At 58.0% G+C, this 25,424-nt stretch carries 22 protein-coding genes; 7 read left to right on the forward strand and 15 right to left on the reverse strand.

Annotated elements, in window-relative coordinates:
• Positions 1-30: 30 nt before the first annotated feature.
• The 3 genes from AB4X18_RS07015 (at position 31) to AB4X18_RS07025 (ending at position 2,306) form a co-directional block, all read left to right on the forward strand.
• Positions 31-531, forward strand: coding sequence for a hemerythrin domain-containing protein (locus AB4X18_RS07015; protein ID WP_370399416.1), 501 nt, complete (start codon positions 31-33; stop codon positions 529-531).
• Positions 532-550: 19 nt separating this feature from the next.
• Positions 551-1,531 (forward strand): GNAT family N-acetyltransferase, encoded by a 981-nt coding sequence (locus tag AB4X18_RS07020; protein WP_370399417.1) that lies wholly within the window; start codon positions 551-553, stop codon positions 1,529-1,531.
• Positions 1,532-1,787: 256 nt separating this feature from the next.
• Positions 1,788-2,306 carry a DUF2478 domain-containing protein gene (locus AB4X18_RS07025; RefSeq protein WP_370399418.1) on the forward strand — a complete coding sequence of 173 codons (519 nt, stop codon included), beginning with the start codon at positions 1,788-1,790 and terminating at the stop codon, positions 2,304-2,306.
• Between the two features lie 72 nt (positions 2,307-2,378).
• Here AB4X18_RS07025 and AB4X18_RS07030 read toward each other — a convergent pair whose 3' ends face one another.
• Genes AB4X18_RS07030 through had form a run of 8 tightly spaced genes read right to left on the reverse strand, consistent with a single transcriptional unit; the run spans position 2,379 to position 10,250 of the window.
• Positions 2,379-2,621 (reverse strand): YfhL family 4Fe-4S dicluster ferredoxin, encoded by a 243-nt coding sequence (locus tag AB4X18_RS07030; RefSeq protein WP_370399419.1) that lies wholly within the window; start codon positions 2,619-2,621, stop codon positions 2,379-2,381.
• 23 nt (positions 2,622-2,644) lie between these two features.
• On the reverse strand, positions 2,645-3,490 hold the full coding sequence (bcrD, locus tag AB4X18_RS07035) for a benzoyl-CoA reductase subunit D (protein WP_370399420.1): 846 nt from the start codon (positions 3,488-3,490) through the stop codon (positions 2,645-2,647).
• Positions 3,487-4,809, reverse strand: a complete 1,323-nt coding sequence (gene bcrA, locus AB4X18_RS07040; protein WP_370399421.1) for a benzoyl-CoA reductase subunit A — start codon at positions 4,807-4,809, stop codon at positions 3,487-3,489. The genes bcrD and bcrA overlap by 4 nt, the downstream gene beginning before the upstream one ends.
• Positions 4,806-6,113, reverse strand: a complete 1,308-nt coding sequence (bcrB, locus tag AB4X18_RS07045; protein WP_370399422.1) for a benzoyl-CoA reductase subunit B — start codon at positions 6,111-6,113, stop codon at positions 4,806-4,808. The genes bcrA and bcrB overlap by 4 nt, the downstream gene beginning before the upstream one ends.
• Positions 6,110-7,285, reverse strand: coding sequence for a benzoyl-CoA reductase subunit C (bcrC, locus tag AB4X18_RS07050; protein ID WP_370399423.1), 1,176 nt, complete (start codon positions 7,283-7,285; stop codon positions 6,110-6,112). Before bcrC ends, bcrB begins: the two co-directional genes overlap by 4 nt.
• Positions 7,282-8,049 carry a cyclohexa-1,5-dienecarbonyl-CoA hydratase gene (locus AB4X18_RS07055; RefSeq protein ID WP_370399424.1) on the reverse strand — a complete coding sequence of 256 codons (768 nt, stop codon included), beginning with the start codon at positions 8,047-8,049 and terminating at the stop codon, positions 7,282-7,284. The genes bcrC and AB4X18_RS07055 overlap by 4 nt, the downstream gene beginning before the upstream one ends.
• Entirely contained in the window at positions 8,046-9,167 is a 1,122-nt protein-coding gene (gene oah / locus AB4X18_RS07060) for a 6-oxocyclohex-1-ene-1-carbonyl-CoA hydratase (protein ID WP_432817227.1), read from the reverse strand. Before oah ends, AB4X18_RS07055 begins: the two co-directional genes overlap by 4 nt.
• Before the next feature lie 24 nt (positions 9,168-9,191).
• The gene (gene had / locus AB4X18_RS07065) at positions 9,192-10,250 is read right to left on the reverse strand and encodes a 6-hydroxycyclohex-1-ene-1-carbonyl-CoA dehydrogenase (RefSeq protein WP_370399427.1); all 1,059 of its coding nucleotides are present in this window, start codon (positions 10,248-10,250) and stop codon (positions 9,192-9,194) included.
• A gap of 186 nt (positions 10,251-10,436) precedes the next feature.
• On the opposite strand from had, the gene AB4X18_RS07070 reads away from it, so the two are divergent.
• Together AB4X18_RS07070 and AB4X18_RS07075 are read left to right on the forward strand one after the other, a co-directional pair.
• Positions 10,437-12,179, forward strand: a complete 1,743-nt coding sequence (locus AB4X18_RS07070; protein ID WP_432817228.1) for a 2-oxoacid:acceptor oxidoreductase subunit alpha — start codon at positions 10,437-10,439, stop codon at positions 12,177-12,179.
• On the forward strand, positions 12,176-13,000 hold the full coding sequence (locus tag AB4X18_RS07075; RefSeq protein WP_370399428.1) for a 2-oxoacid:ferredoxin oxidoreductase subunit beta: 825 nt from the start codon (positions 12,176-12,178) through the stop codon (positions 12,998-13,000). Before AB4X18_RS07070 ends, AB4X18_RS07075 begins: the two co-directional genes overlap by 4 nt.
• Positions 13,001-13,067: 67 nt before the next feature.
• Here the strand turns inward: AB4X18_RS07075 and AB4X18_RS07080 are convergent, their stop codons facing one another.
• The 6 genes from AB4X18_RS07080 to AB4X18_RS07105 form a co-directional block, all read right to left on the reverse strand.
• Positions 13,068-14,393: a phenylacetate--CoA ligase family protein gene (locus AB4X18_RS07080; protein WP_370399429.1), complete on the reverse strand. Its 1,326-nt coding sequence runs from the start codon at positions 14,391-14,393 to the stop codon at positions 13,068-13,070.
• A gap of 48 nt (positions 14,394-14,441) precedes the next feature.
• Positions 14,442-16,025, reverse strand: coding sequence for a DmsC/YnfH family molybdoenzyme membrane anchor subunit (locus AB4X18_RS07085; protein ID WP_370399430.1), 1,584 nt, complete (start codon positions 16,023-16,025; stop codon positions 14,442-14,444).
• Positions 16,022-18,760 (reverse strand): molybdopterin-dependent oxidoreductase, encoded by a 2,739-nt coding sequence (locus tag AB4X18_RS07090; protein WP_432817229.1) that lies wholly within the window; start codon positions 18,758-18,760, stop codon positions 16,022-16,024. The genes AB4X18_RS07085 and AB4X18_RS07090 overlap by 4 nt, the downstream gene beginning before the upstream one ends.
• 10 nt (positions 18,761-18,770) lie before the next feature.
• Positions 18,771-19,178, reverse strand: coding sequence for a thioesterase family protein (locus AB4X18_RS07095; protein ID WP_370399431.1), 408 nt, complete (start codon positions 19,176-19,178; stop codon positions 18,771-18,773).
• Positions 19,179-19,386: 208 nt separating this feature from the next.
• A complete protein-coding gene (locus AB4X18_RS07100) occupies positions 19,387-20,451 on the reverse strand; it encodes a MupA/Atu3671 family FMN-dependent luciferase-like monooxygenase (protein WP_370399432.1) in 1,065 nt (354 codons plus the stop codon).
• A 96-nt stretch (positions 20,452-20,547) separates the two neighbouring features.
• A complete protein-coding gene (locus AB4X18_RS07105; RefSeq protein WP_370399433.1) occupies positions 20,548-21,261 on the reverse strand; it encodes a Crp/Fnr family transcriptional regulator in 714 nt (237 codons plus the stop codon).
• Positions 21,262-21,616: 355 nt separating this feature from the next.
• Between AB4X18_RS07105 and AB4X18_RS07110 the strand changes: the two genes are divergently transcribed.
• Together AB4X18_RS07110 and AB4X18_RS07115 are read left to right on the forward strand one after the other, a co-directional pair.
• Positions 21,617-22,885, forward strand: a complete 1,269-nt coding sequence (locus AB4X18_RS07110) for a cytochrome P450 (RefSeq protein ID WP_432817230.1) — start codon at positions 21,617-21,619, stop codon at positions 22,883-22,885.
• Positions 22,882-24,033: an alkane 1-monooxygenase gene (locus tag AB4X18_RS07115; RefSeq protein WP_370399435.1), complete on the forward strand. Its 1,152-nt coding sequence runs from the start codon at positions 22,882-22,884 to the stop codon at positions 24,031-24,033. The genes AB4X18_RS07110 and AB4X18_RS07115 overlap by 4 nt, the downstream gene beginning before the upstream one ends.
• Here AB4X18_RS07115 and AB4X18_RS07120 read toward each other — a convergent pair.
• On the reverse strand, positions 23,991-25,295 hold the full coding sequence (locus AB4X18_RS07120; RefSeq protein ID WP_370399436.1) for an NnrS family protein: 1,305 nt from the start codon (positions 25,293-25,295) through the stop codon (positions 23,991-23,993). The two genes, AB4X18_RS07115 and AB4X18_RS07120, sit on opposite strands and share 43 nt — an antisense overlap.
• Between the last annotated feature and the right edge of the window lie 129 nt (positions 25,296-25,424).

The raw sequence follows: 25,424 nt of genomic DNA on the forward strand, positions 1-25,424 counted from the left end.
ATATTTAGAGAAAAGGTGAGGGTGACCAAAATGAGTTTCACACGCCGAACAGCCCAGCTTTTGCATGAAGACCACCAGCAGACGATTGTGGTCATCGAAGCCCTTGATCAGCTTATCGCGCGCGCGCGCAAGAAGGCACCAGACACAACCGATCCGACTGTTCGCAGTACGCTTGAGAAAGCGACTGGTGCGATTGAAGAAGAAATCAGCGACCATTTTGCCTTTGAGGAAAACGAGCTTTTTACAAGGCTGGAAGAGATGGGAGACGTCAGCATCGGAGAGCATCTGCGTAGCGAACACCGCGCGCTTCTGCCCCTTGGCGAGGAGGTCGGTAGACTCGCACGTGAAGCACTTGCAAACGGGTTCACCACCGAAAGCTGGACAGCATTCCGCAACACCACGGGAGAGCTGATCGAACGCATGTTCGCCCACATCCAGAAAGAAGAAATGGCCCTCTTGCCGACGCTGGAAGACTTACTGGATTCCGACACCGACATGGAACTTTCAACCGCTTATTCCGCTGCCCATTAACCCCAGCGAGGCCACTAACATGCAAGCCACCAAATCCATCTCAAGAACGCGGCCGCTATCGGCTGCTGATCTTGAGCCCGTCATCGCCATCGACAAGGCGGCTTCAGGCGTCTCGCGGCGTGGCTATTTCGAAAAACGGCTCAAAGCGGCGACGGACAATCCGCGCGACTATGTTTTTGTAGGTGCCTTCGAAGAGGAGGCCCTTTCGGGTTTTGCCTTTGCCAAGATCAACCAGGGTGAATTCGGCAAACCCGGTTGGAACGCTTCGCTGGACGCAATCGGTGTGCAGCAAAAGCACGGACTGCATGGTGTTGGCAAACAGCTTCTGAACGAGGTTGAGAAGATCCTGCGACACAAGGGTGTTGCGCTTCTGACAAGTCAGCTGGACTGGGCGCAGTGGAATGTGCTCAGCTTTCTGGCACATGAAGGGTTTGGACCCGCGCCGCGTGTGATCCTCACGCGGAACACGGCGGCGTTGCGCCAGATCCTTGAGGACGCCGAAGAGAAGGCAGAGATCGATTACAGTTCTCCCGTGGGAGATTCGCAAAATGCCCTGTCCCGGGACCGCATCCCGGTCCGCACGATGGAAGAAAGCGATCTCGCGAAGATCATTTCGATCGACGCGGCAAACTATGGCAGCAGACGGCAGGACTATTTCGCCCGCAAGCAGGAAGAGAACCTGAATCAGAGCGGTGTGCGGGTTTCGCTTGTGGCAGAACGCGACGGGTTTCCAATTGGGTTCATCATGGCCCGCGTCGACTTTGGTGAATTCGGGCGCGCCAGCGCTGAGGCTGTCATGGACACCGTTGGTGTCGACCCCGGATTTCAGAATGACGGGGTCGGACATGCGCTGATGGCTACGCTTATCATGAACTTGCAAAGCCTGCAGGTGGAAAGCGTCCGCACTGAGATCGACTGGAACGATACCAACTTGATCGGCTATCTCGGCGCAATGGGTTTTGCGCCAGCCCAACGTATTCCGCTGCAAAGACAACTCTGATGACACCGCCGACAAATGGGCGGGCTACTCCCTATGCCCTCCATTCGCAACTGCCTGGCCATCCTCTGGATGGTCAGGACTTTTTTGCGTTCACGAGACACATCTACCGACCCCCCAAAACAAAGACTTGATCAGGGTCAAGGTGACAGACCACCTTTGGACATACTGTTAGGCATCTTCGTTCTGTCCGGTATGCCCGCACATGCTGCCGAAGCAGACCATAGCGAGCAAGACAACCAGCGACGAGAAAAACACTATGAAAATCGCGTATGTAAATTCATCGAAAAGGGGCGAGACTGACCTCGTCCTCAGCACCATCGCTGACCACCTTCTGGCTTCGGGCGCGGTTCTGGCAGGGATCGTGAAGGAAAGCAGTCACGAAAGCCGGTTTGAGAACGGATGTGACATGAAAGTGCGTGTTTTGCCCACCGGGCCCATCATCAAGATCACGCAGGACCTTGGCGAAGGCTCCGATGCGTGCAGGCTGGACCCGGCGGCCATTACCGAAGCCGTTACATGCGTCGAGCAACTGCCAATTGATCAGGCCGATCTGTTCATCCTGAACAAATTCGGACCGGAAGAGGCCGGTGGGCGAGGATTTGTTTCAGCCATCAGCAAGGCAGTTGAAAGGGATATCCCTGTTCTGGTGGGGGTCGGTAACGGCAGCCTCGGGGCGTTCAAGGACTTCTCAGGTGGCCTAGCAGAACAGTTGCCCGCAGACACGGACGCCATCCTGAAATGGTGCGGCCAATCCATTCTCCAGCCAAGTCGGTGAAACCCGACAGGCTTGGATCCAGCCGCGCGCCATTTCAAAGCATGGCGCGCATCACCCTTGCATTTCTCGCCCCTATTGCAGCGCGTCGTATTTCGCCTGAAGCTCCTCTTGGGTTTCCTCCCAATCGGGATTGGGAATGATGCAGGCCTCCGGACAGACCAGCTTGCATTGCGGTTCGTCCTCCTCACCGACGCATTCGGTGCACTTCATCGGATCGATGATATAATGCGGATCACCCACCGAAATCGCTTCGTTCGGGCAAACGGGTTCACAGGCATCACAGGCCGTGCAAGGGTCAACAATCATGAGCGCCATTTCAATTTCCTCCTATCTGGTCCTCAGGATGCCTTGAGCATCTGTCCGCTGTTGGCGAGCTTTTCGTACCGGAACGCCCCCCAGAGTGCCGCGCCGATGGCACCGGCATAGATCGAATTGGGATCGTTCACGACGGTGGCATCGACCCCTTTCATCTTGGCAAGCTGTTCGCGCATCGCCTCGCAAAGCCCCTCATCAAGCGCCAGACCACCAGTCATCATGATCAGATCGTTCTTGACCCCGATGGATTTCAGCAGCCGTGCCAGGCGGCTGGCCATGGAAAGATGAATGCCCTTGAGGATGTTGGGAGAGGTGATGCCACGTGACACCATGTTGATCACGTCCGTCTCCGCCAGGACCGCGCAAATCGAAGAAACCTCTTCAGGATCATCCGCCTGCATCGACAGGTTGCCGATTTCATCTTGGGCGATACCCAGGTACCGCGCGATGTTTTCCAGAAACTGACCGGATCCGGACGCACATTGGCTGGTCATCTTGTAGTTGGTTACCTTGCCCTTTTCATCCGTGATCATGGCGCGGCCATGCAGCGCACCGCAATCGAGGATCGCAACCGTTTCGGGGTTGAGGAACCGCGCGCCGCGCGCGTGGCTTGTCATCGAATAGAAGTGACCGGTGTGATAGGGAATGGCCTCCCCTTCACCGGTGGTTGCCACATAATCAAGATCGGCTTCTGCAACGCCCGCATCTTCAAGCGCCTGTTCAAAAGCCTCCCGGGAAAGCTGCATCGGGTCGCGTTGGCGTATCCGCAACGTGGAGCTGGACAGCCATTCTTCCTTGCCATCCTCCACCCGGAAGATCACCGCTTTGACGGCCCCTGTGCCGACATCGATACCTGCTGTTAAGGTCATGCTTCCACTCCTTCCACACGACCCTCAGCCGCGCGCCGGGCAAACTCCGCGCCGCCCAGCGCGCCAGTATAGATCGAATCCGGATTGATGTTGATCGTGACATCGCCGTAGTTCTCGGCGATCAGTTTCTTCAGTTCCCGCACCGCCGCTTCGTTCTTGGCGACGCCACCCGTGAAGGTCATCTGGTCCGCTACCCCGCCAGACCGGGACAGGATCGACACTGCACGCAGAATGATGGCGCGGTGCAAACCGGCCAGAATATCCTCGCGCTTTTCACCAAGGGCAAGACGGTCGCGCAGTTCCGCACCCGCAAACACGGTGCAGGTCGAATTGATACGGGCGGGCTTTTCGGACTGCATGGCCATCGGTCCCAATTCGTGCAAACCCATGTTCATCTCATCCGCGATGTAACCCAGATAGCGGCCACAGCCCGCAGCGCAACGGTCATTCATCTGGAAGTTCTCGACGATGCCATTGGCATCGACCTGAATACCCTTGGTATCCTGTCCACCGATGTCCAGAACGGTACGGGTCTCGGGATACATCATATGCGCGCCCAGCCCGTGACACAGGATTTCGGACCGAATGTGTTCCTTGGAAAATGGCAGCGTGACCCGGCCATAGCCCGTCCCTACCAGATAGCTTTCCTCAAGTTCGATATTGAGGGCATGTGTGGCCTTGTCTGCCAGCCCCTCGCCCATGCCCGCATCTTGCGTGACCCGCTCCAGCGCCTTGTTGAACTTGGCATTCAAGCTGCCGGAAGGCGGGCGATTTTCGACTGCAATGATGGATTTGTCATAGATGTTGAGAAGAATGTCGTACCCGATACCGGCATCGCGCCCGACTTCCTCGGCCACAGCGAGGTACCGTGAACCGGCAATGTCACGAAAGAAATCCGATTTCCGCTCCGCACCGGGTGCGAACATCGCAGGCGCCTCTGCGCGCAGGCGCTTGAAGACCTCGGCCAGCGCCTGTTTGACACCATCTGCGTTCTTCGCAAACCGTTCCCCGCGCACAAGCCGGGTGCAAGTTTCCTCCAGATCGGCAAGCTGCTCCAGAAATTGCTCAAGGCGGAAGGACCGTTCGAGGGCGCCGAGGAATTCCTCGACTTCGTCGCTCAACTCGCCCTTTGCGCCGAATTCACGCCGGAACAGGGTGAAGCGCGCGTCAATCTTGGCCTCCTCGGTCGCCACGGAACACGCGGTTTCGTAGTTCGACCTTGAGTTCGTGATGCCACGCCCCAGAACCTGTTCATCTTCATCAAGCAGGACGGCCTTGGTGGTCGTCGAACCCAGATCAATGCCTACAAAGGTTTTCATGCCGCCGCTCCCTTGCCACTGCGTTTCTGTTCGACCATCTGGAAATAGCTTTCCAGGCGGTTCTTGACGTTGGCGGCCGAGAAATATCGCGGATCCACCAGATCTGTTTCAATGAAGGCCGCTGGCTTGCCCGTGCGCTTTTCAACCTCGCGCATGATCAGAAGCTGACCGGCTGAAAAGCTGTTGCAGCTCTTGATGGAGTTGATCAGCAGCCCGTCCGCTTCGTATTCGTTGATGTAGTCGCTCAGCATGTCGATCCGCATCGGCAGACTGCGATTGGTGTAGACACCAAGACAATATTCAGCGAGCGATTCCAGCGGCCTGTCCGGGTCATGCCGGAAGCCGTAGTCATACGTGCCACCCACCTTGGTATAGCTGGATGCCACCACGGTCGCGCCTTCGTCGTAGAACATTTTCCAGAACTGGCGGAACGATGTGTAGTTGGGCGGCCCCTCCACAACGATACGGTATTTCTCTTCGGCCATGGGGCCATCCGGCGTGACCGGTCCCAGCCCCTTGAGCAGCCGTTCATCCACCTCTTCCCGCAGGAACCGGTAGTAGTCGATTGCGTCATCCGTTCCCCGGAACGCGCCGAAGATCGGCCCGATGTAATAGATGCCACCGAAATAGGCATCAATCGGTGACGGTTTGTTCTTGCCGGTCTGAAGGATATAGACCAGATCGTCTTCCGCCTGCGCCGACTTCTTGAGATATTCGCGCAGCCGATCGATGTCGAACTTGACGCCGGATACTTCCTCAAGCGTCGGGATCACGTCTTCCTTCAACTGCTTGACCATGTACTGGATCATGTTCGGCGTTACCTTGCCGTCGGCCATATAGGGCGTCTGCAGGAAAATCGTCGGGCATTTGTACTGCTCACGCAGCAATTCGAACCACTTCAGAAAGGTGAAACAGCCCGTGTAGGACAACAGCAGCACATCCGGATCAGGCAGCTTCTTCCCGTTGGGTCCGATATTGCCCTTCATCATCATGCCAATATCGGATTTGACGTAAGTGCAGACATCTTCGGAATGCCCAGCACGCTCCGCTTCCATGATGTATTGGCCACTCTGTTTACGCAGACCGGACTGGATCGCGTTGACCTCAGGCAGGTTGTTCACAAGATCAAAACACATGATCAGTTCGTTCAGGTTGCCCGGCACAAATGTCGAAGCAACCTTGGCGCCCGATTCTGGCGCGCTGGACAGACGCTCGTAATGTGCGGCCATCATCTGCTTTTGCTTGATCATCGAGGCGTCTTTGAGGACGTCTTCGGGCTGGGCTTTGGCAAGGGTCGTTCTCATGCTGCGCTCCACAATTTGATTGAATCCACGAAGGTTCCCGCCTGCTCCCGGATGGGTTGCATCTGACCGGAGTTCTCGGCGTATTTGAACGCGATGTAGGGAATATCAGCGCGTTTCAGCACATTCTGCAGAATGGGCCGGTCCAGCAGCGCCGGATCGCAAAAGCTGGTTGAGGCGAAGATGACGCCTTCCGCCCCGGAATCCCGCACGGCACGCACTAGGAACTGGCCCTTCTCGGCCTGATCCGGTTCATACTTGGCCGCAGTCGACATCGAACTGTGAAGGAAAGCCTGGCTGAGGTTGTGCACCGGATCGCCATCTGTCGGTACATCCCCCAGCAACCAGCGACTGACCAGAACAAAGTCGTCATCCACGATATAGCAACCTGACAGTTCCAGTGACTTGATCAGGTTCAGCGGCGGTTGTTCACAGAACATGCCGGTCAGCACCACGCGGGAATTATCCTTGAGCGGTCTGTCTTCAGCCTTTGCAGCAGCGATATAATCACGCACGAGGGCTGTGTGTTCCTCCACCGGGATCACCAATCCAGCGCGGACTACCAGATAGGCCTCTGACGCCGGGGCTTTCCATGGCTCGGCCGCGCGCAGGGCATAGAGTTCATTAATCGCGCGACGATTTTCGTTGTAAACCTCGATGGAGGCTCGGATGTCATCATCGCTGATTTTGCGCCCGCCGATCCGCTCCAGATCATGCAGGAATTCGCGCATCTCTCCGGTGTAGAACACGCCCCCGATATCATCCTTGTAGGTCTGGGGAACATCGAAATACTTGGAATAGACATCCGGGAAGAGCATCTTCCACATTCCGCTGAGATTGCGGATCACGTCACAGATCGACGGGAAGAGCATGCCATCAACAAAGTCCACACGCCCAGACACCCCAAGTTCGATGGTAGAACGTGGGATCCGGCAGATATAGCTCTGGTAGTAGGCATCGCCGTGGATCACCTCAAGCTTGTCGCCCCCGCCCATTATACCAAGCGGCAGCATCCCTGCGGCATGGATCAACTCCCGGGGGACGTACACCGGCAGGTAACCGATGACCTTGCGCCCCTTCTTGGCCTTTTTCCATTCCCGCGCAGCGGTGAAATTCAGGTCGTCATAAAGCGCTTCGCAGCGCGCGACGATTTCGGATACGGTTTTTCCAGTCATCTGTTTTCCCATACTGCTGTGCGTTTGGCGAGGAAGGCCTGCAAGCCCTCCACCGCATCACGGGTTGACATCAGGTCTTGAAGATACAGCGCCTCTACCTCATCAATGCGGGCTGCAATCTGGCGGGCGTATCCGGCGCGCGCGGCTTTCACCGCCATGCGCAACGAACTGGCGCTTTTCGATCTCAGGTGCTGATCCACATAGGCGATGGCAGCCGCTTCAGGCTCCGGTGTTACGTGATCCACAAGCCCGACTTTCCCCGCCTGCTCACCACTGATGGACCGACCGGAATAGAGCAGATCCTCCGCAAGGGCCTGCCCCACACGATCCGGCATCAGACAGGACGCCGCCGGGGCGAAGACACCCAGCATCATTTCAGGTTGGCCCAGACCGGCATCAGGCGTGGCAAAGATCATGTGTCCGGCCATGGCCACTTCCAATCCACCGCCCAGACACTGACCGCGCACGGCAACCAGCAAGGGCAGCGGAAATGCAACCATGCGCCGGATCAACGCGTGCAGGGCGCTCAGCATATCCGCGCAGCTGTCTGGCAGGTGTTCTTCCACCGAAGCGCCGAAGCTGAAATGCGGCCCCTCGGCTTCGATCAGTACTGCGACAAGATCACGATTGCCTTCCGCCTTTGCCAAGGCATCATCAAGAGCCGCGATCATTTCAGCGTCAATGATATTCGCCTTGGGCTGATTGAGCCTCAAGCGGCGCAGCTTTCCATCAAGCGTCGTTGTTATGCCAAGCACGTCGTTCATTTCTGTGCACCGGGCATCATGCTGTCGATGTAATCCGGCGTCCACTTGGTGCCTTCTGCCAGGTTCTTTCGCAGTTGCGCGAAATCAACTTCCCGGCCGACCTCCCGGTCGCCTTCGTTGAAGGCCCGAAAGCCCATGTTGGCTTCGGTCATCATGTTGCCGGCCAGCCATGCGCGGGAGTTTTCCTTGTTCGCGTTCCAGGCATTCAGCTTGGGTTTGCGCAATTCCTCGACCGATTTGGTTGTACAATCCGGGAAAGTGAGCAGCAGCTTGCCGCAAAGCTCATCGACCTTTGCATCCAGCGCGCTCAGGTCAATTTCTCCTCGCATGATAAGCTCCTTGCCCTCCGAAAGGGCGGCGCCTTGCTTCATCTCACCATGCAGCAGGCGACCCCATTCATCCGTAACCATCCGCGTCTCTACCAGCGGGTTGGCGATATATTCACCATCCACCTTCAGGCCTGGTACAATGTCTGTCAGGATGCCCAACCGCAAAGCCTTCTGAGCGGTAAAGCTTTCGCACAGTACGCCGGAGTTCATCGCCTGCTCACACCCAATCATCACCGGCAAGAAATCGGTCGACCCGCCGATCGCTGCCGATCCGTGCTTGGGGCCGGCCTGTCCAAACCGCGCCATATCCTGTGCGATGGAGAAATCGCAAGCCATGCCAATCTCTTGACCGCCGCCGATTCGCATGCCGTTGACCCGGCAAATCACTGGCTTGTCACACCCCAGGATGGCCGAAACCATATCGTTGAACAGGCGCATGTACTGGCGGTATTCGTGGGGCCGCCCGGCGTAGTATTCGGCGTATTCCTTGGTGTTGCCACCTGTGCAGAACGCCTTGTCGCCAGCCGCTGTAAAGACCACCGCATTCACATCGCGCATGTTTGACGCCGCGCGGAACGCCAGGATGACGGCCTTGACCATGGCGGTGTTGTACGAGTTGAACTGCGCCGGATTGTTAAGGGTAATCCAAGCATTGAAAAGTCCGTCTGCAATGGTCCCATCCGGCAATTTGGCCGGACGTTTTTCAAAGATTACCTTCTCCGTGATGCCGTTGCGCACGTCATCAGGAACCAGATCGTGCGAGACAAAATCGAATTTAGCATAGTTCATTGGGTTGCCTCTTTCTTTCCATTGTCATGGGACCAGAACCTGACGGCGCACGACGGCGCCGTCGTGAACGGCCTGAAAAACCTTGTTGATGTCGTCCAAGGGGCGCTGTTCGACAAACGGGTCAAGCTTGACCTTGCCGCTTGTCACCAGTTCCAGCGCGCCGGGATAAAGCTCGGGCGGGCACCCCCAGTTGCCCAGAAGGCGCGCGTGAAAGGCCATCAGGTTGGACAGCCGCACTTCCAGCTTGTCCATGGTGAAGCCGACAATGCACATCGTGGCCCCATGGTTCAGCAAACCAAACGCCGCCTTCTGTCCCGCGGCCGTGCCGGAACACTCCATGATGATCCATTCCGAACTGCGCAGTCCGTTTGCCTTTGCAAAACCGGCGATCTCTTTCTTCAGGTCCCGCGCATCCATCTTGCTGGCATTCAGCGTGAGGGACGCGCCGGATTTGGCGATGGCGTCCAGCTTTTCGGGGACGACGTCGATTGCCACGACGCGAGCGCCAAGCGCTGCAGCCACTTGCACCGCATAACCGCCAACGCCACCCACCCCGTTGACGATGACAAGATCGCCCTCTCCGACCCCGGCCTGAACCGCGGCCTGATAGGGCGTTGTCAACGCATCGGCGACGACCGACACATCGGCAAGCGACAACCCGACCTTGGCAAGCTTTTGCGTATCCACGGGGCACAGCCCACGTGCTGGCACAGTAATATGGCTGGAAAACCCGCCTTGAATGTCATTGCCGGGCATCTTCTGCCGACGACAGATTGTGCCCTTGCCGCGCTGACAGGCGTCGCATTCACCACACGGCATGACGGCAGGCACGATGACGGTCTGACCCAACCAATCTTCGGCACCCGCACCGACCGCGCAGACCGTGCCGCTGATCTCATGGCCAAGGGCAAGCGGCAGATCGTGATTTGTGCGCACACCGTCATAATAAAAGCCGAGGTCTGTATGGCACACGCCACAGCCGGCAATCTCGACGACGACCTCATTGCTTTCCGGAGTCGGAAGTTCGAACTCCTCACATTTCAGTGGTGCGTCCCCCGAAACCATCATCCAGCGTCTTGGCATGTCAGCTTCTTCCCTTTGCCTTGCGTAACCCTGTCTTTCGACGACGTGTCGAGGTGTGTTGACAGGGTTTAATTTCTCTATTACCGTAAATTGGTACCGCAATACTTAATTAAGGTCAACACTGAAATCCGGACCTTCATCCCGCAACCGCCCAAAAGGCAGTGATCACCAGCAGCGAGACGCAACATGGCAAGCAGATCAACACCCTCGAAAAGCGTATCCTTTGCCGTCGTCGGAACAGGAGGCGCCGGTGCGATGACATCCGGGGCAATGCTGATCGAGGCAGCAGGAAAGGCCGGCTGGTACGGCCTTCTGACACGGTCCGTCGGGCCACAAATTCGGGGCGGCGAGGCGGCAGCACTGGTAAGGCTAAGCGCCAGTCATGCGGCCTGTATGGTCAAGGAATTCGACATTTTGGTCGCCATAGACTGGAAAAACGCGGACCGTTTCATCGGCGCCATGCCAGTGGCGCCCGGTGGGCTGGTCATATGCGACCCGGCGGCAGGCGCACCACCACGTGCAGTCACCGAAGCCGACTGCACGATCATAGAATGCCCCATCGGGGAACTTGCCAGATCAGTGCCCGGTGGCCGTGAAAACATGATCGCCGCAGGTCTTGTTGCGGGGCTTATCAACATGCCACCCGACGCCCTGCGTACCGTCATTTCGGACAAACTCCAAAGCAAGGGTGACAAGGCAATCGAGGCCAGCCTTGCCTGCGTTGAAATCGGCATGCGCACCGCAAACGGCATGGATATGTCATACGCGCTCGCACCCGCCGAAAAGGGCACGAAGGACCGCTGGCTGATCACCGGAAACGAGGCCGTCGGCCTTGGCGCGTTGCGCGGTGGCGTCCGGTTTGCTGCCGCCTATCCGATCACGCCTGCCACCGAGGTGCTGGAGTACCTTGCACCGTCCCTTGCGTCGATCGGCGGTGCGTTGGTGCAGGCGGAGGATGAACTGGCCTCAATCAACATGATCATTGGTGCATCTTTCGGCGGGCGACCCTCGATCACCGCAACCTCCGGTCCCGGATTGTCCCTGATGATGGAAAGCCTTGGCCTTGCCGCGGCAGCAGAAGTCCCGCTGGTTGTCGTGGATGTCATGCGGGTCGGCCCATCGACAGGGATCGCCACCAAGTCGGAACAATCCGATCTCAACATTGCGGTCTACGGCGGACATGGAGATGCAAACAACGTCGTGGTTGCGCCGCTCAGCGTGGCGGATTGCCTGTTCACAGGTCAATGGGCGGTCCACATCGCAGAGACCCTTCAGACACCGGTACTTGTCCTGTCGGATCAATCCATTGGTCAGGCCCGGGTCCTGATCGACCGCCCCGCCGATGTCACCTTCATGACCCGGCGCAAACCCTTTGTGGAATCCGAGGATGCCTATCAACGCTATGCCATAACGGCGGATGGCGTATCGCCCATGTCCATCCCTGGCCAGACAGGCGGACAGTATACCGCCGATGGTCTGACTCACACCGAACGCGGATCACCTTCAAGCAGCAGGGTCGATCAGAAGGTGCATATGGACAAACGCCACGACAAGATTGCCCAATTCGACTATGGCAACCACTGGGGCGTGAGCGAGGGCGACAGCAACAACGATACCGTCATCCTGACCTGGGGATCCCTGACCGGTGCCGCCCGAGAGGCTATGCACATGCTGAAGGAAAAGGGTGTTCCCGCGCGGCTTGTTTCGCTGCGCCAGATAGCGCCATTTCCCGAAAAGCCGCTGAAGAACGCATTGGCAGGTGCAAAGCGCGTGTTGTTCGTCGAGCAAAGCCATTCCGGGCAATTCCGTCGGCACGTCCGGTCGCACATCGATCTGCCGTACGACGTCAGAAACCTCAACCGGGAAGGTCCGCATGTGATCGGACCCGACGAAATCGCAGCCGAAATTGAAGAATGGGCAAACCAATGAACCAATCCGGTCTCAAGGCAGGGAACTTCAAATCCGACATCACTCCGATCTGGTGCCCGGGGTGTGGTGATTTCCACGTCCTGATGTCGATCACCAAAGCTCTGGCGCAATTGGGCCGCCCGCCAGAAGAGATCGCCGTGGTCTCCGGCATAGGATGTTCATCCAGAATCCCCGCCTATACCAACTGCTACGGGTTCCACGGTGTTCATGGCCGGTCACTGGCAGTGGCGGCGGGACTGAAGGTCGCGCGCCCCGATCTGACCGTCATGGCGATGAGCGGGGACGGCGATGGCTTTTCCATTGGCGGCAACCATTTCCTTCATGCTTGTCGGCGCAATGTCGATATGACCTATATCGTCATGGACAACCGGGTGTACGGCATGACCAAGGGCCAGCCATCGCCCACCACCGAATCCGACTGGGACAGCGCCTTGTCCCCCGGCGGCACAGGCCTGCGCGCCTTCCATCCGCTGGTGATTGCTTTGGCATCGGGCGCAAACTTCGTCGCCCGCGAGTTTTCCGGCGACATCAAGGGATGCACGAAAACCATCGTCGAAGCCGTCAACCATCCTGGATTCTCCTTCGTTGAAATCCTCAGCCCCTGCGTGACATTCCGCCCGGATGAAAAGGCGTGGAAAGATCAGGTCCATGTTGCCAGCGTGCCCGAAACCGACGACCCCGCCCGGGCGGCCCGCCGCATCATGACTGATGATGGCATGAATACCGGTATCCTATACCGGGGTCCGAGAAAGCCCTATTCGACATCCGTTTGCGAGAACGCGGGCGACGTCGGTGCCTTGGAACGGAAATTCGAAATCTAAAGGCGCGGGTCCGCGACCTGCCCCGGCGGAGAACCCTTGCTTCCGGCAGGGGAAGCAATGGGGCCGCCTATCGTTCGTCGATAACCCGCACTGCCTTCCCTTCTGAACGGGGGATGCCGCCGGGTTTCTTCACATCGACCTGGCAGCTGACCCCAATGATCGATTTGATGTGATGACGGACATCTCTGGAAGCAGCGGTAAGCGCTTCGGCGTCTTGCGGGGCGTCCGGCAGTACCTCCACATCGACAGCCATCGCATCCAGTGCACCCTCCTTGAACAACCTGATCTGATAGTGGGGTGCAAGGCCGTCCAGTCCGACCAGCACCGCTTCGACCTGAGAGGGGTAAACATTGACGCCACGGATGATCATCATGTCATCATCGCGGCCATCGACCCGCAGAATACGCACATGGGTGCGCCCGCACCGGCAGGGTTCATCCGTCAGACGCGTAATGTCGCGTGTGCGGTACCGCACCATTGGCATCGCTTCCTTGGTCAGTGTTGTAATCACCAACTCTCCCGTCTCCCCCATCGGCAAGGGTTCAAGCGTTTCGGGGTCGATCACTTCGAACAGAAAATGGTCCTCCCACCCATGCAGGCCATCCGTCGCGACATCACATTCACATGCAACGCCCGGTCCCATGACCTCGGACAGGCCGTAGATATCGACGGATTTGACACCCAACCGCCTGTCAAGTTCCCGGCGGAGTTCATTCGACCACGGCTCCGCGCCAAAAAGCCCGCGTCGCACGGGCAGCTTGGCAATATCCACACCCATGCCTTCGGCGACCTCCGCAATATTAAGGGCGTAGGACGGCGTTGAACAAAGCGCACGCGCGCCAAAGTCCTTCAGCAAAGTCACTTGTCGTTCAGTGCCACCACCCGAGACAGGCACAACCACACAGCCCAGCTTCTCGGCACCGTAATGTGCGCCCAAGCCGCCCGTAAACAGGCCGTAGCCATATGCGTTGTGCAGAACGTCACCGGGCCGGATCCCCGCGGCAGCCATCGAACGCGCCATCAGCTCGGACCAGCGATGTACGTCATCCAAGGTATATCCGACCACGGTCGGCTTGCCGGTTGTCCCGGAAGAGGCATGCAATCGCCCCATATCCGATAAGGGCACGGCGAACATGCCAAACGGATAATTGTCACGGAGGTCGGTTTTCAGGGTGAAGGGAAAGTGGCGAATATCCGCAGCTGTCTTCAGATCCGATGGCAACACGCCTGCGCGGTCGAATGCTGCCTTGTAGTGTGGCACGTGATCATAGGCACGTTGCAGCATGACACGCAGGCGGGTGGCCTGCAGGTCGGCAATTTCGCGGCGCGACATCGTTTCTGCAACGCTGTCGAACATGAAATCCAATTCATTCGTTGTAGTCGCATGCAACATTGTCTCTCTCCCTGACATCTGAATGCACGGGTTTGACCCGCATGGGGTTCAGGCTTTATACCAGCCCGGCTTGATGCCCGTGCTGCTGCTTCCCGCCCCGCGGGCAGGCATCTTGGTCAATGCAAAACCCTGATTGAACGCGGCCTGCGTGATCAATCCGCGTTTGAAAATCCAGCCCGTCAACAGCGCCCCCAAGCCAGCCGTGACCAGCGAAAATGACTGCATTGCCGGCGCTACGACGGCCAGCAGACCAAGCACCGTCACGGCGGCTTGCGGCCCCAGTGCCAATCCGCCCGATATGCCGTCGAACGCGGTGAAGACACCGGTCGGCGCGCCGTCTTGTTCAAGCCGCCTGCGATAGCTGTCCCACAGGCGTTGCCGCGCAAGCACCAGCGCCACCAAGACAATCGCCAACATGCGCCCCTGTTCGGTTGTTCCGCCCGCGAGGGGCCAAAGCACCGCAAAGGCACCAACCCCTTCGGTCAGGCCGGTCGAGACCACCAAGGGGACGACGGCAGGATGGCGCCAGGCCGGAATTCCTTTTGCGGCCTGCAAGATACGGGCCTGACAATACAGAAAAATAATGCCGGAGATCGCGCTTAACCAAAGCAGCGTCACGGAACCTGATAGCCATGCCAGACCCCCGAACCCAAAGAACGGCAACGCCGCCATCGCTTCACGTGACATCCAGCTGGTCCAAGGGTTCAGGAAGACGTTCAGGAACCGCCAGGGGCGTCCGATTTCAAACCAGATGCAGCTAAGCCCCAACCCGACAAGGCAAAGCGACAGGAGCACCGCAAGCCAGAGGGTCGGCGCAAGAAATGCTGCCAGAGCTGCCGTCGCCATCAGACCGGTTCCGGCACCACCAAACACAAAGTTTGCTGCGGCACGCCAGTCCCAGTTGGTTTGCAACCTGGGCGAAACCGCGCCAAGCCCAACAGGCTCTGCCACATACGGAATGGCTTCGGCCGGGGCGACGTCTTCGATTTCACCATCATAAAGATAGAAGATATTCGGCCCGTTTCCCAGTTCTTCATGCATGCGGAAATGCCGCTTCTGGCGGAGGAGTTGGGATACATTGCTGTGCGGATCATCCAGATCACCCATGTGCAACGCCCCTGCAATACAAGAGGTCACGCAAGCCGGGGTGGCGGCGGGGTCGATACCGGGTACAAGTCCATTTGCCCGCCCTTCGTCAATCCGCTCTACGCAAAGCGTGCATTTCTGGGCGACGCCCAGTCGCGCGGGGTCTTCGCGCAGCGCCTCGTGCTTCATGGCCTTGCCGCCGTAGGCAACCGAAGGTTTGTCGACACGTGACCGGGCCTGATAGGGACAGGATACAGCGCAATAGGCGCATCCGATGCACAGGTCGTAATCGATTGTGACGATCCCGTCGTCGCGTTTTCGGGTCGCCGTGGTGGGGCAGACATCCATGCACGAAGGGGTGTCACAATGCATGCAGCCGACCGGGACAAAGGCACGGTTAACGGTAGGAAACTCACCCGTTTCAAAATCCAGTACCTTGCGCCACTGGATACCCGGCGCAGTGGCGTTGGCGTGCTTGCAAGCCGATGTGCAGGTCTGGCACCCCACACAGCGGTTCAGGTCAGCCACGATGGCATACTTCGTCATCCGGGCTCTCCGATCTTGCGTATCGCCACGCGCACCAGATCTGCGCCGGACCCGGTGGCATCCGTCAGTTCAAGCGACATCGGCGTAAGGCTGTTCATACTGGGCGTCTTGAGGTCCTTGGCGAACGGCGTTTTCCAATGATCGAATTGACCAATCATCAGCAGGGTGTCGGGGCGAATGCCATGACGCAGGATCACCGCACCGCGGGTTGTGCCCGTAGGCGAATAAACTTCGACCGTGTCGCCCTCTCCCAACCCCAGTTTGCCAGCCGCAGCGGGGTTCATCATCACACCACCATGCCCGGCCACATTGGAAGCGACCTCGTGGATCATCTGAATCCCGACGTTCCCGCCCCAGGAATATTGCATCGACCGCGCGGTCAGCAGCCAGAACGGATAATCCGCGATCTTGACGTCGTACTGGCGTTCCTGCGCGTCCTTCCACATCTGCGGCAGGTCCTGATAATGGGGCATCGCCTCGTATTCCTTAAGCTGCCGATCCCACCATGTGATCCCCATTTCATGCAACCGGTCCCCCAGTTCCTGACCGATGCGCAGCAGCCGTTCCTGATAGGGCAATTCGAACCTCAGACCCTGCTCTTTCATGGCGGGGTAGAGATACCAACGCTCCTTCGGGAAAGGGATCGTGCGAAAGCCGTGCTCCCGGTAATACGTAAGACCCTGGCTTTCGAGGCCATCGGTCAGTTCAGCGCTCGCTGCCCTGCAAGCCCGGTCCCATATTGACTCAACCGAATGTTCCTCATCGGGGGCGAGTGAGAAATCGTAGTTCTCACCAAAGAACCGTACACCAGCGGCCCCTTTGTTGATCCCTTGATTGTATGCGGCCAAAAGCCCCGTCCCCTTGGCCAACTGGGTCGCGATCCAGGTGAAATCGCGCGCTTCTCCCATTGGCTTGGCCGCTGGATCACGCAGGGCAAACCCCTGATGTTCCCAGAATTGTTCAACATATTTGGACCCGCCAATGCGGATCAGCTGCAACCCTTCGAGATCCGTACATTCGGGCAGCAGGACGTCCGCCATGTGGTTGGTTTCATCGTGGGTATAGGCAAAGCAGACCGTGAACGGGAAATTTGCAATTGCGTCCGCCACGGCACCTGTATCCCAGAAAGAAATCACCGGATTGGTGCGATAGACGAACCAGACATCCGGCTGGGTCGGCTTGGGCAGATGTTCAAATCCTTCCTTCTGCGCCATCCACGCCAGATGCGTCGGGCCAAGCGCCTGACTCCACGGTGAATTCGCAGCCAGCGGTATCAACGTCTGGTGCGCGTGCCGGGACGGTGACGTGGTATGAAATTCGTCCTTTCGCGTTGGGTTCATCGGATAGTTCATGAAGCCATCCGGCCCGGGGACGACACTGGACCAACGGTTGTCGGCAGGCCGGTTCAGCCGCACGGTTGTGCCAAGCGTTCCGCCGGGCACCTCAAGCCCGCCGATAAGCACCGCCATGAGGGTCCGCGCCCAGGCGCATTCGTAACCGCCCCATCCATTTGATACCGTCTTGCCCAACGAAATCGCCACCGGGCGGAACGGCATTTCTGTTCCGTTGATGTCAATCGTTTCGCCAACATGGGCGTGGTCCAGATAATCCAGCGCCGTCCTGCGGATCATGTCTTCGGGCACGTCACAGACATCCGCCGCCCATGCGGGGCTGTAGGGCTGAACGTGCTCAACCAGATGTGAAAAGGCCGGGCGGCACGAGATACCATGATGATCCCAGGCGGTGTCATCCGGCCCGATCTCAATTCCTGAAACAGTGAACGTCCCTTCGATTTCAGGGTCAGCATCAGGTGTGTCGAAGGGCACAGCCTTGCCGCGTCTGGCGTCCCAGATCAGCGGCTTCCTGCTGTCCGGGTCGCGCAGATAGAACCCATTCGGTGCGACAAGATAGGGTGATGAACTGCGGATCTTCAGAAACGGCACATCGAGCCGATCGCGCGCGACCTCATGCAGCAAGACATGCAACATGGCGAACATGAACGCAGGATCTGTCTTGGGGCGGATCGGAACCCATTCCGCAGAACAGGCACCGGTGACAGACAGATGCGGCTCCACCTGCACCCTTTTGACCCCGCGGTCCCGTGCATCCGCATGGCGCCGCACGCCGCACACCCCGCCCGATGCCTCGACATTGGCCCCGAAGGAAATGATCATTTCAACAAGGGGCGTGTCCGGGGAAACGGTGAACGCACGATGCCAGAACTCTCCGTACAAATGCTCGGAGTGATAGCACTTCACCCCCTGACCGCTGCCGAAGCTCATATCGATCGCGCCCCATGCCTTCAGGAACGCGGGAAAGGTGCCCATATAGACGGTCGATGTTCCGCCCCCACCGAAACTGGCGGCAACACGCGGAAAGCCGCTTTCGTCCATCAGGCCCTTTGCCTTGGCGTCGTTCAGCTTGCCACAGATCAGCTCAAGCGCCTCGTCCCAAGTGGCTGCGCGAAACTGCGGATCCTCCCCCCGGCCCTTCTTCGGATTGGTCCGGATCATCGGTGTCTGGATACGGTGGGGATTGTTCGTCTTTTGAATGAGCCCAAAGGCCTTTACGCAGACCTTGCCATGCGCAGGATGCACCGATGCTGCGGTATCATTGGGCCGGATCTGAATCGGGACACCGTCAATTGAATCGACCTTCATCAGATCAGGACCCGCAACGCATTGATAGCAGTAGGAAGAAACGCTGGTCTTGTGTTTTGCACCTTGGGAAGTCATGTCGCGCCCCCTAAGCTGCGGCCAGCTTTTCAGCCTTCTGGCGCAGCCTGTCGCGCGTCTTGCCCACATCAACGATAAAGCGCTCATGCCGCCCGGTGCATATCTTGTCCAGCGGATCGCTTGCTGTCACGTCAAAGGCTACCTTGCGCCCGTCAAGCGCCGCCACGGTGACAGTCACGGTAACCTCCATACCCAGAAGCGTCGGTGCGATATGTGCAATGGATACAGTTGTCCCAACAGAATCCTGCCCTGCCGGAACTGATTCAACAATCAGATCACGACAGGCGTGTTCGATATCTCGTACCAGTGACGGCGTTGCATAGACGCGGCAGTCTTCTCCCATGAAATCAATCGTGCGGTCTGCATCAATCGTGATCTTGCGCGACTTGGTGCTTCCTACTTCCAGATTTTCGCTCATCGGTGCCGATATCCTCTATTTAGGTATTAAAGTACCAGTATACATGTTTAAGAATTCAATGCCAGAGGTTTTCACCATCTTGCACCCGAGTTAGCGGCGCACGGCGGGGCGCCATGAAGCGTGCGCAGCTGCATTTCACAGGACCGAAACGAATTGCCAACAGTCCCTGACTCCCATCGCTCAACCACACCCACTCCACCGCGCCCCTTCACGAATTTGCAAGGATGCGCACCACATTCAGCTTCTCAAGGCTTTGCATCACAGCGTCCTCAGGCACACCAAAGTCGATCAGACAGGCGACTTCATCCACATCCATCTGCGCCAACTGATCCACCATCCCGAGGCATTTCTCATATGAGCCAAGCAGACCGGCCATGTTGAAATACTTCTCAAAGGAAGCCTCAAGCGTTTGGTCCACGATATCGTCCGTCAACCCACCCACATCGATCTTGTCAGCATCCTTGAGGAATGGCACAGATGCGATGTTCGCCGCCGCGAGGTTCAGCGAGCCCGCCAGATAACGCTTCATGGGATCACGGACGATTTCATGAACGCTCTCGTCACTGTCCCCGATAAATGTATGCAGCATCAGTGAAACGACACCCTGACCGGAATGTCCCGCATCTGCCCAAGCCTGTCGGTAGCGAACGATCTTTTCCTCCAACTCCTGCACTGTCTGGCCCAGCAGATGCGTCAGGATGTTGGCACCCATCGCGCCTGCCTGCCGGAAGGTGTCCGGGTTGGCGGCGGCGGTGATCCAGATCGGCACCTCTTCCTGAATGGGGCGCGGCAGCGTTTGCACGTCAATCTCTTCGCCCATGGGGTTGGTGACCCGATGGGGCTTTCCCCGCCACAAATCCCTCAAGGTTGCCGTATGTTTCGCGAAGGTTTCCTTACGGCAGTCGAACTGATCCTGGTTCTGCGAAATCACAAAATCATTCGGAACCCAACCACAGGCGACACCCAGCCCCACGCGCCCGTTCGAAATATTGTCAACCACCGCCCATTCTTCAGCCACCCGGATCGGGTCATGCAGCGGCAGCACAACACTGCCCGAACAGATCTGGATGTTCTCAGTTGTCGCCGCCAAGGCCGACGCAAGCACCGACGGATTCGGGGACAGCCCGCCGAAACTGTGAAAATGGCGCTCCGGAGTCCAGAGGCGCACAAAACCGTTCTGATCAGCCCACTTTGCGCTTTTCAGGATAAGGTCATACTTGTCCCGCCCGCCGCCCTTTTCGTCATTGGCAAAATAGAACAGGCCAAAATCCATAAGGCGACCCCCGCACCGGCTGCACAATCAATACGACGCAAGACTAGCGGGTTTGCAGGCGGGTGAAATTGACGATGGTCAAGCGAAGCCCCGGGATTATTCGGCTGCGTTCTGCAGTTCGACAAGCATCGCCAGCGGCGCGGAGACATGGCGACCCGAGAAGAAGAACGCGCCATCTTTGCGCAGTCGGTTTATCAGGCGCGAAACCGTCTCAGGCTGCACGCCGATCAAGTCCGCCAGATCAAGCCGGGACAGCGGAAGGCGCATCCTGATCTGCCCCTCTGCCCGTGTGCCGTGCACCTTCATAAGGCGGAGCAACAGATCGGAAAGACGCTGCTTGTTGGATTTGGTCGCCGCCGCAATGATCCGATCATGGTTCTGATCAATTTCTGAAACACATCGGGATGCAAGCTTCATCAGGACATCGGTGTCACCCTGCACCAGATGGTCTGCGTCACGACGCCCGACCAAACAGATCCGGGAGGGCAACAGCGCGCGCGCCTCTGTCCTGTGTTCGCGCGCGCTGAGGAATGATCGGAACCCGACAACTTCACCGGGATATGCCAACCTGATCAGGGTGGACGTGCCTTCGGCGTGCAGCGTCCTCAATGCGACCAGCCCTTCGGACACGCAAAAAATGCCACGGTTCCTGTCACCCTGACTGAACAGCGCCTGACCTTCCGACAGTGCGATACGTGAAAACCCGCGTTGTAGCGCCGAAACAGATCCCAGTTTGACCGAAGACCAGACGCTCTCTGAATAATAGGCACATCTGCCGCAAGGATGATCCGGATTCAGACCGACAGACATGGTCACCACTCTCGTCATACTATCGGCCGTGATCATATCCCCGAATGAACAGAGATGCACGCGCCAGATCGGCTTCGTACGGGGCTCACGGGCTTAGGGTCATCTCAACGCCAATTTGACGATCGTCAATGACACCCTTGCGCGACCGCTACAACTACAGGGGCAAATTGTCAGATATCTTGTCCTAAGCAGGAGCGAAAACTTGTTCGACGCCAATTCAGCCGCTTGTCCTGATCCACCTCCAAAACCCCCTGCGCGGCGGGGCAAGGTGCCATTATGGAAGCACTTTCGACTGTTCAAACGGGACATCCTTTCTGCACAGCCCGAACATCTGTATCGCGCATGGATGGCTGAAATGCGCACACCGTTTTTCCGTTCATACATGTGCAACGACCCCGATTTGGTCAATCTGGTCTTGAAGGAACGCCCCGAAGATTTCCCCAAGTCAGAGCGCATCCGCGTAGGGCTGAAGCCGCTCCTGGGGGACTCGGTCTTTATTACGAATGGCAAGGAATGGGCCCACCAGCGCCGGATCATCGATCCCGCCTTCGAAGGCGGGCGTTTGCGGCATATTTTTCCAGCGATGTGGGACAGCGGCGTCGCTGCGGTCGACCGACTGAAGCCGCTGGCCGACGGCACGCCGGTGGAGATCGAGGCGCAGACAAGCCACGTTGCGATGGACGTCATCTTTCGCACATTGTTCTCCGTCCCCATCGAGAACGAAATCGCGCATGCGGCTTTTGAGACGTTTCGCAATCACCAGTCAGCGCAACCCATTGCATCGATCGCCGCCATGCTGCCTTGGCCGCACTGGTTTCCCCGCTTCCACCCGCGCAAAGCGCGGGAAACGGCGCGGACGATCCGGGATCTGATTAGCCAGCTAACCCTGCAACGGGCGCATGATATCAAAACGGGGCAAGCACCGGATGATCTTGCGACCAAAATCATGACAACACCCGATCCGGAAACCGGTGAGGTTTTCGATACAAACGAAATGATCGACCAAGTCGCGATCTTCTTTCTGGCCGGGCATGAGACTTCGGCGGCCGCATTGGCGTGGGCGCTTTACCTTCTGGCACGCTATCCGGAGTGGCAGGAAAAGCTGGCAGAAGAAGCTTTAACCGCTTTCGAGCCCGAAAAGATCTACTTTTCCACGGTGTCGAAGCTGCGCCATTCAAGATCGGTATTTCGTGAAGCGATGCGGCTTTATCCCCCGGTGCCGATGTACGTACGCGAGGCGGCTAAGTCCGAAAACTTCCGGGATCGGTTTGTGCGTCGCGGCTCACAAGTGATCCTGAGCCCGTGGCACCTGCATCGTCATCAACGCCTGTGGGAGCGGCCGGATGAATTCGATCCAGGCCGTTTTGACACACCGAACGGAAAGGAATGCGCCCGGTGGGCCTACATCCCATTTTCGGCCGGGCCCCGGGTTTGCCCCGGCTCAGCCTTTGCGATGACGGAAGGCACGTTGTTGTTGTCGATGCTGGTCCGGGCATTTCGGTTCGAGATCGTGGAAGACGCCGAACCCGTTCCGGTGGCGCACCTGACCGTGCGGTCAAAGAACGGCATCTACCTGCGCCTCACCCCACGGGATCCGAAAATGAAAAAGGTCAACAAGATATGACTGATATTGTCCCTTCCGAACTCTCATATGCACAGCTGCGCGCATGGCCCTATTGGTTGACGCTGACTTTTGTCCCATTGGTCGTACTGGCGGTGATCAACGGGGGATGGACGATCCTATCGATCCCGTTTTATGGCTGGGTCCTGATGCCACTTCTTGATGTGGTTCTGGGCAGGAATGTGCGCAACCCCGATCCCGATACACCGGATGCACAGCTGTTCTGGTTTCGCCTGCTGACCTGGATATGGTTCCCGATCCAGTTCGCGCTTGTTTTCGGGACGCTCTACTACCTGACACACCATGGCCAGCATTCCACGCTTGAGACGTTCGGGATCATGTTCGGGATCGGGGTGACAACCGGCACAGTCGGGATCGTTTACGCGCATGAGCTGTTTCACAAGGCCAACGCAATCGAACGCAATCTGGGTGATCTGCTGATGGCACTTGTGCTGTACGGACATTTCCGTACCGAACATCTGCTGGTTCATCATCCTTACGTCGGCACACCCCGCGACACGGTGACCGCACGCTATAACGAAGGGTTCCACCGCGCGTTTTTCCGCACCCTGACGACAGGATTTGCATCTGCTTGGCGTGCCGAACGCGCCATGCTGGCCCGTCGACAACGATCCCCGTGGCATCCCTCAAACCCGGTCTGGAAATATCTATTTCTGCAATTGGCCTTCCTTGGGCTGGCATTTTCAATCGGCGGCTGGATCGCTGTCGGCCTGTTTGCATTTCAGGCGTTCATTGCCGTCTGGCAGTTGGAGCTGACAAACTATGTCGAACACTATGGCCTTACGCGCAAACACCTTGGAGACGGCAAATACGAACCAGTGCGACCACACCATTCGTGGGACTCAGCGCATCGTGTCTCCGGGCTTTTGTTGATCAATCTGCAACGCCATGCGGATCATCATTTGCACCCGATGCGCCGTTATCCGCTGCTTCAGGTTTTTGATGAAGACCGTGTCCCGATGTTGCCCACGGGGTATCCACCAATGACCGCGATGGCAATGATCCCGCCGCTGTGGCGCCGGGTATTTAACCCCAAGGTGCGGGCGTGGCGCCAGCAGTTCTATCCCGAAATTGAAGATTGGAGTTCCTACAAGACCTTATCGCATCCGGCACCCACCGGTGCGGGATGACCACTGACCTCAGACGCGTCCGCCTCACGGTCCGGCGGTCGGTGCTTTTCGCCGCTCAGAACAGGATGCGGACTGGGCTGAAAAAGGCCGGGTAGGAAATCCGCTAGAAGGGCAGCCCAACTCAGACACCACATGACCGCAGCAACGATGATGATCTGGCCGGAGGATTCGGAAAACATCGGCGCGGCCAGCCGCACCCATGTCGCGACCCAAAGCAGTGACACCCCCACGATGAAACCCTGCCTTGCCTGCAGTTCCCCGCGCTTGCGCCGTGCGGCGGCGCGACCGGCAATGGCCATGATCATACCTGACATCGCCCCGACAGTAATCGCATGGAGTGCGCTGGACAGCGGATAGGCATTCGGGAATAGGCCAAGCAACCCGACGGCGACCATTCCAATCGGCACCCACAAGTAAGCAAGGTGCAGGCTGACCAACAGGGGATTGGCAAGCGTATGGGTGGACCGCCATCCGCGCATACTCCGAAGAAGGGTCAATCCGCAAACAATCATTGCGATGTGAGCCAAGGCGTCTTTTGCAACAAGCAGGCAAACCAAAACGAAGATCAGCAGGAACACCGCCAAAACGCAGGCGCGTGATCCGTCGTCGACCTGCGGTCCCGCCCGTTCCATCCGCAACATCCAATTGCGCGTAAACGCCGGGACGGCGCGGCCCCCGACAACGATTATCAAAAGACAAAAGCAAAGCACAGCGACAGTCCCAATCGGAATAAGCGCATCGTGCGGGGTCAAAGCAGCAAAACGCAGATACGCGATCTCAGCACAACCAAGACCCAGCATGGCGATGCCGAAACCGGCTTTGCGGTACAAACGCACCTTCAGTGTCACGCGCATGATGACCGCGCCCAAACCGAAGAAATAGGCTGCATTCGTTGCTCCGATCACGGCTAAGGGCACGACCCCTGCAAAGGCAGCTGTCAAACGCGCAAGAACCCAGAACAACACCAGAATTCGCAGACAGCCCCTGCCCATCGGCTTTGCGGCGGTCCAACTGGGCAAAGCCGTCAGAAGGTATCCCCCTAAGGCCGCACCGCCGAACCCAAACAGAAGCTCATGAACATGCCAGTGGACCGGGCTTCCAATTTCGGGGGCTGGCAATCCAATCTCGGCACCCAGCGGCCACCAACCGATCGCAAGCGCGGCCCAAACGAAGCAGCACAGGAAAAGCGGTTTGTGAGGAGAACGCCAGAAGTCGTTCCCTGACGTCCTTCGCGGCAGTATCGCCCGTGGTTGTGAGTTCATTTGGCATCCATTTGCCACAGGCCTGTTGCAGTGCATGCGCAGGCCGTGAATTGCCGCTCATCTTACCCGTTTTTTCGGTTCTACTTGCCAGAATTCCAAACTTTTTTTGACGCCGCGCAAGAAATTCCC

The sequence above is a fragment of the Sulfitobacter rhodophyticola genome (genome assembly GCF_041281685.2).
Taxonomy (GTDB): domain Bacteria; phylum Pseudomonadota; class Alphaproteobacteria; order Rhodobacterales; family Rhodobacteraceae; genus Sulfitobacter.

Coding starts and splice junctions, on each gene's coding strand:
- bcrD (WP_370399420.1), bottom strand. CDS start 3,490: ATGACCTTAACAGCAGGTATCGATGTCGGCACAGGGGCCGTCAAAGCG.
- AB4X18_RS07055 (WP_370399424.1), bottom strand. CDS start 8,049: ATGAACGACGTGCTTGGCATAACAACGACGCTTGATGGAAAGCTGCGC.
- AB4X18_RS07095 (WP_370399431.1), bottom strand. CDS start 19,178: ATGAGCGAAAATCTGGAAGTAGGAAGCACCAAGTCGCGCAAGATCACG.
- AB4X18_RS07090 (WP_432817229.1), bottom strand. CDS start 18,760: ATGACTTCCCAAGGTGCAAAACACAAGACCAGCGTTTCTTCCTACTGC.
- had (WP_370399427.1), bottom strand. CDS start 10,250: ATGCCAAGACGCTGGATGATGGTTTCGGGGGACGCACCACTGAAATGT.
- AB4X18_RS07025 (WP_370399418.1), top strand. CDS start 1,788: ATGAAAATCGCGTATGTAAATTCATCGAAAAGGGGCGAGACTGACCTC.
- AB4X18_RS07080 (WP_370399429.1), bottom strand. CDS start 14,393: ATGTTGCATGCGACTACAACGAATGAATTGGATTTCATGTTCGACAGC.
- AB4X18_RS07070 (WP_432817228.1), top strand. CDS start 10,437: ATGGCAAGCAGATCAACACCCTCGAAAAGCGTATCCTTTGCCGTCGTC.
- bcrC (WP_370399423.1), bottom strand. CDS start 7,285: ATGACTGGAAAAACCGTATCCGAAATCGTCGCGCGCTGCGAAGCGCTT.
- AB4X18_RS07030 (WP_370399419.1), bottom strand. CDS start 2,621: ATGGCGCTCATGATTGTTGACCCTTGCACGGCCTGTGATGCCTGTGAA.
- AB4X18_RS07115 (WP_370399435.1), top strand. CDS start 22,882: ATGACTGATATTGTCCCTTCCGAACTCTCATATGCACAGCTGCGCGCA.
- AB4X18_RS07075 (WP_370399428.1), top strand. CDS start 12,176: ATGAACCAATCCGGTCTCAAGGCAGGGAACTTCAAATCCGACATCACT.
- AB4X18_RS07105 (WP_370399433.1), bottom strand. CDS start 21,261: ATGTCTGTCGGTCTGAATCCGGATCATCCTTGCGGCAGATGTGCCTAT.
- AB4X18_RS07020 (WP_370399417.1), top strand. CDS start 551: ATGCAAGCCACCAAATCCATCTCAAGAACGCGGCCGCTATCGGCTGCT.
- oah (WP_432817227.1), bottom strand. CDS start 9,167: ATGAACTATGCTAAATTCGATTTTGTCTCGCACGATCTGGTTCCTGAT.
- AB4X18_RS07085 (WP_370399430.1), bottom strand. CDS start 16,025: ATGACGAAGTATGCCATCGTGGCTGACCTGAACCGCTGTGTGGGGTGC.
- AB4X18_RS07120 (WP_370399436.1), bottom strand. CDS start 25,295: ATGAACTCACAACCACGGGCGATACTGCCGCGAAGGACGTCAGGGAAC.
- AB4X18_RS07110 (WP_432817230.1), top strand. CDS start 21,617: ATGCGCACACCGTTTTTCCGTTCATACATGTGCAACGACCCCGATTTG.
- AB4X18_RS07015 (WP_370399416.1), top strand. CDS start 31: ATGAGTTTCACACGCCGAACAGCCCAGCTTTTGCATGAAGACCACCAG.
- AB4X18_RS07100 (WP_370399432.1), bottom strand. CDS start 20,451: ATGGATTTTGGCCTGTTCTATTTTGCCAATGACGAAAAGGGCGGCGGG.
- bcrB (WP_370399422.1), bottom strand. CDS start 6,113: ATGAGAACGACCCTTGCCAAAGCCCAGCCCGAAGACGTCCTCAAAGAC.
- bcrA (WP_370399421.1), bottom strand. CDS start 4,809: ATGAAAACCTTTGTAGGCATTGATCTGGGTTCGACGACCACCAAGGCC.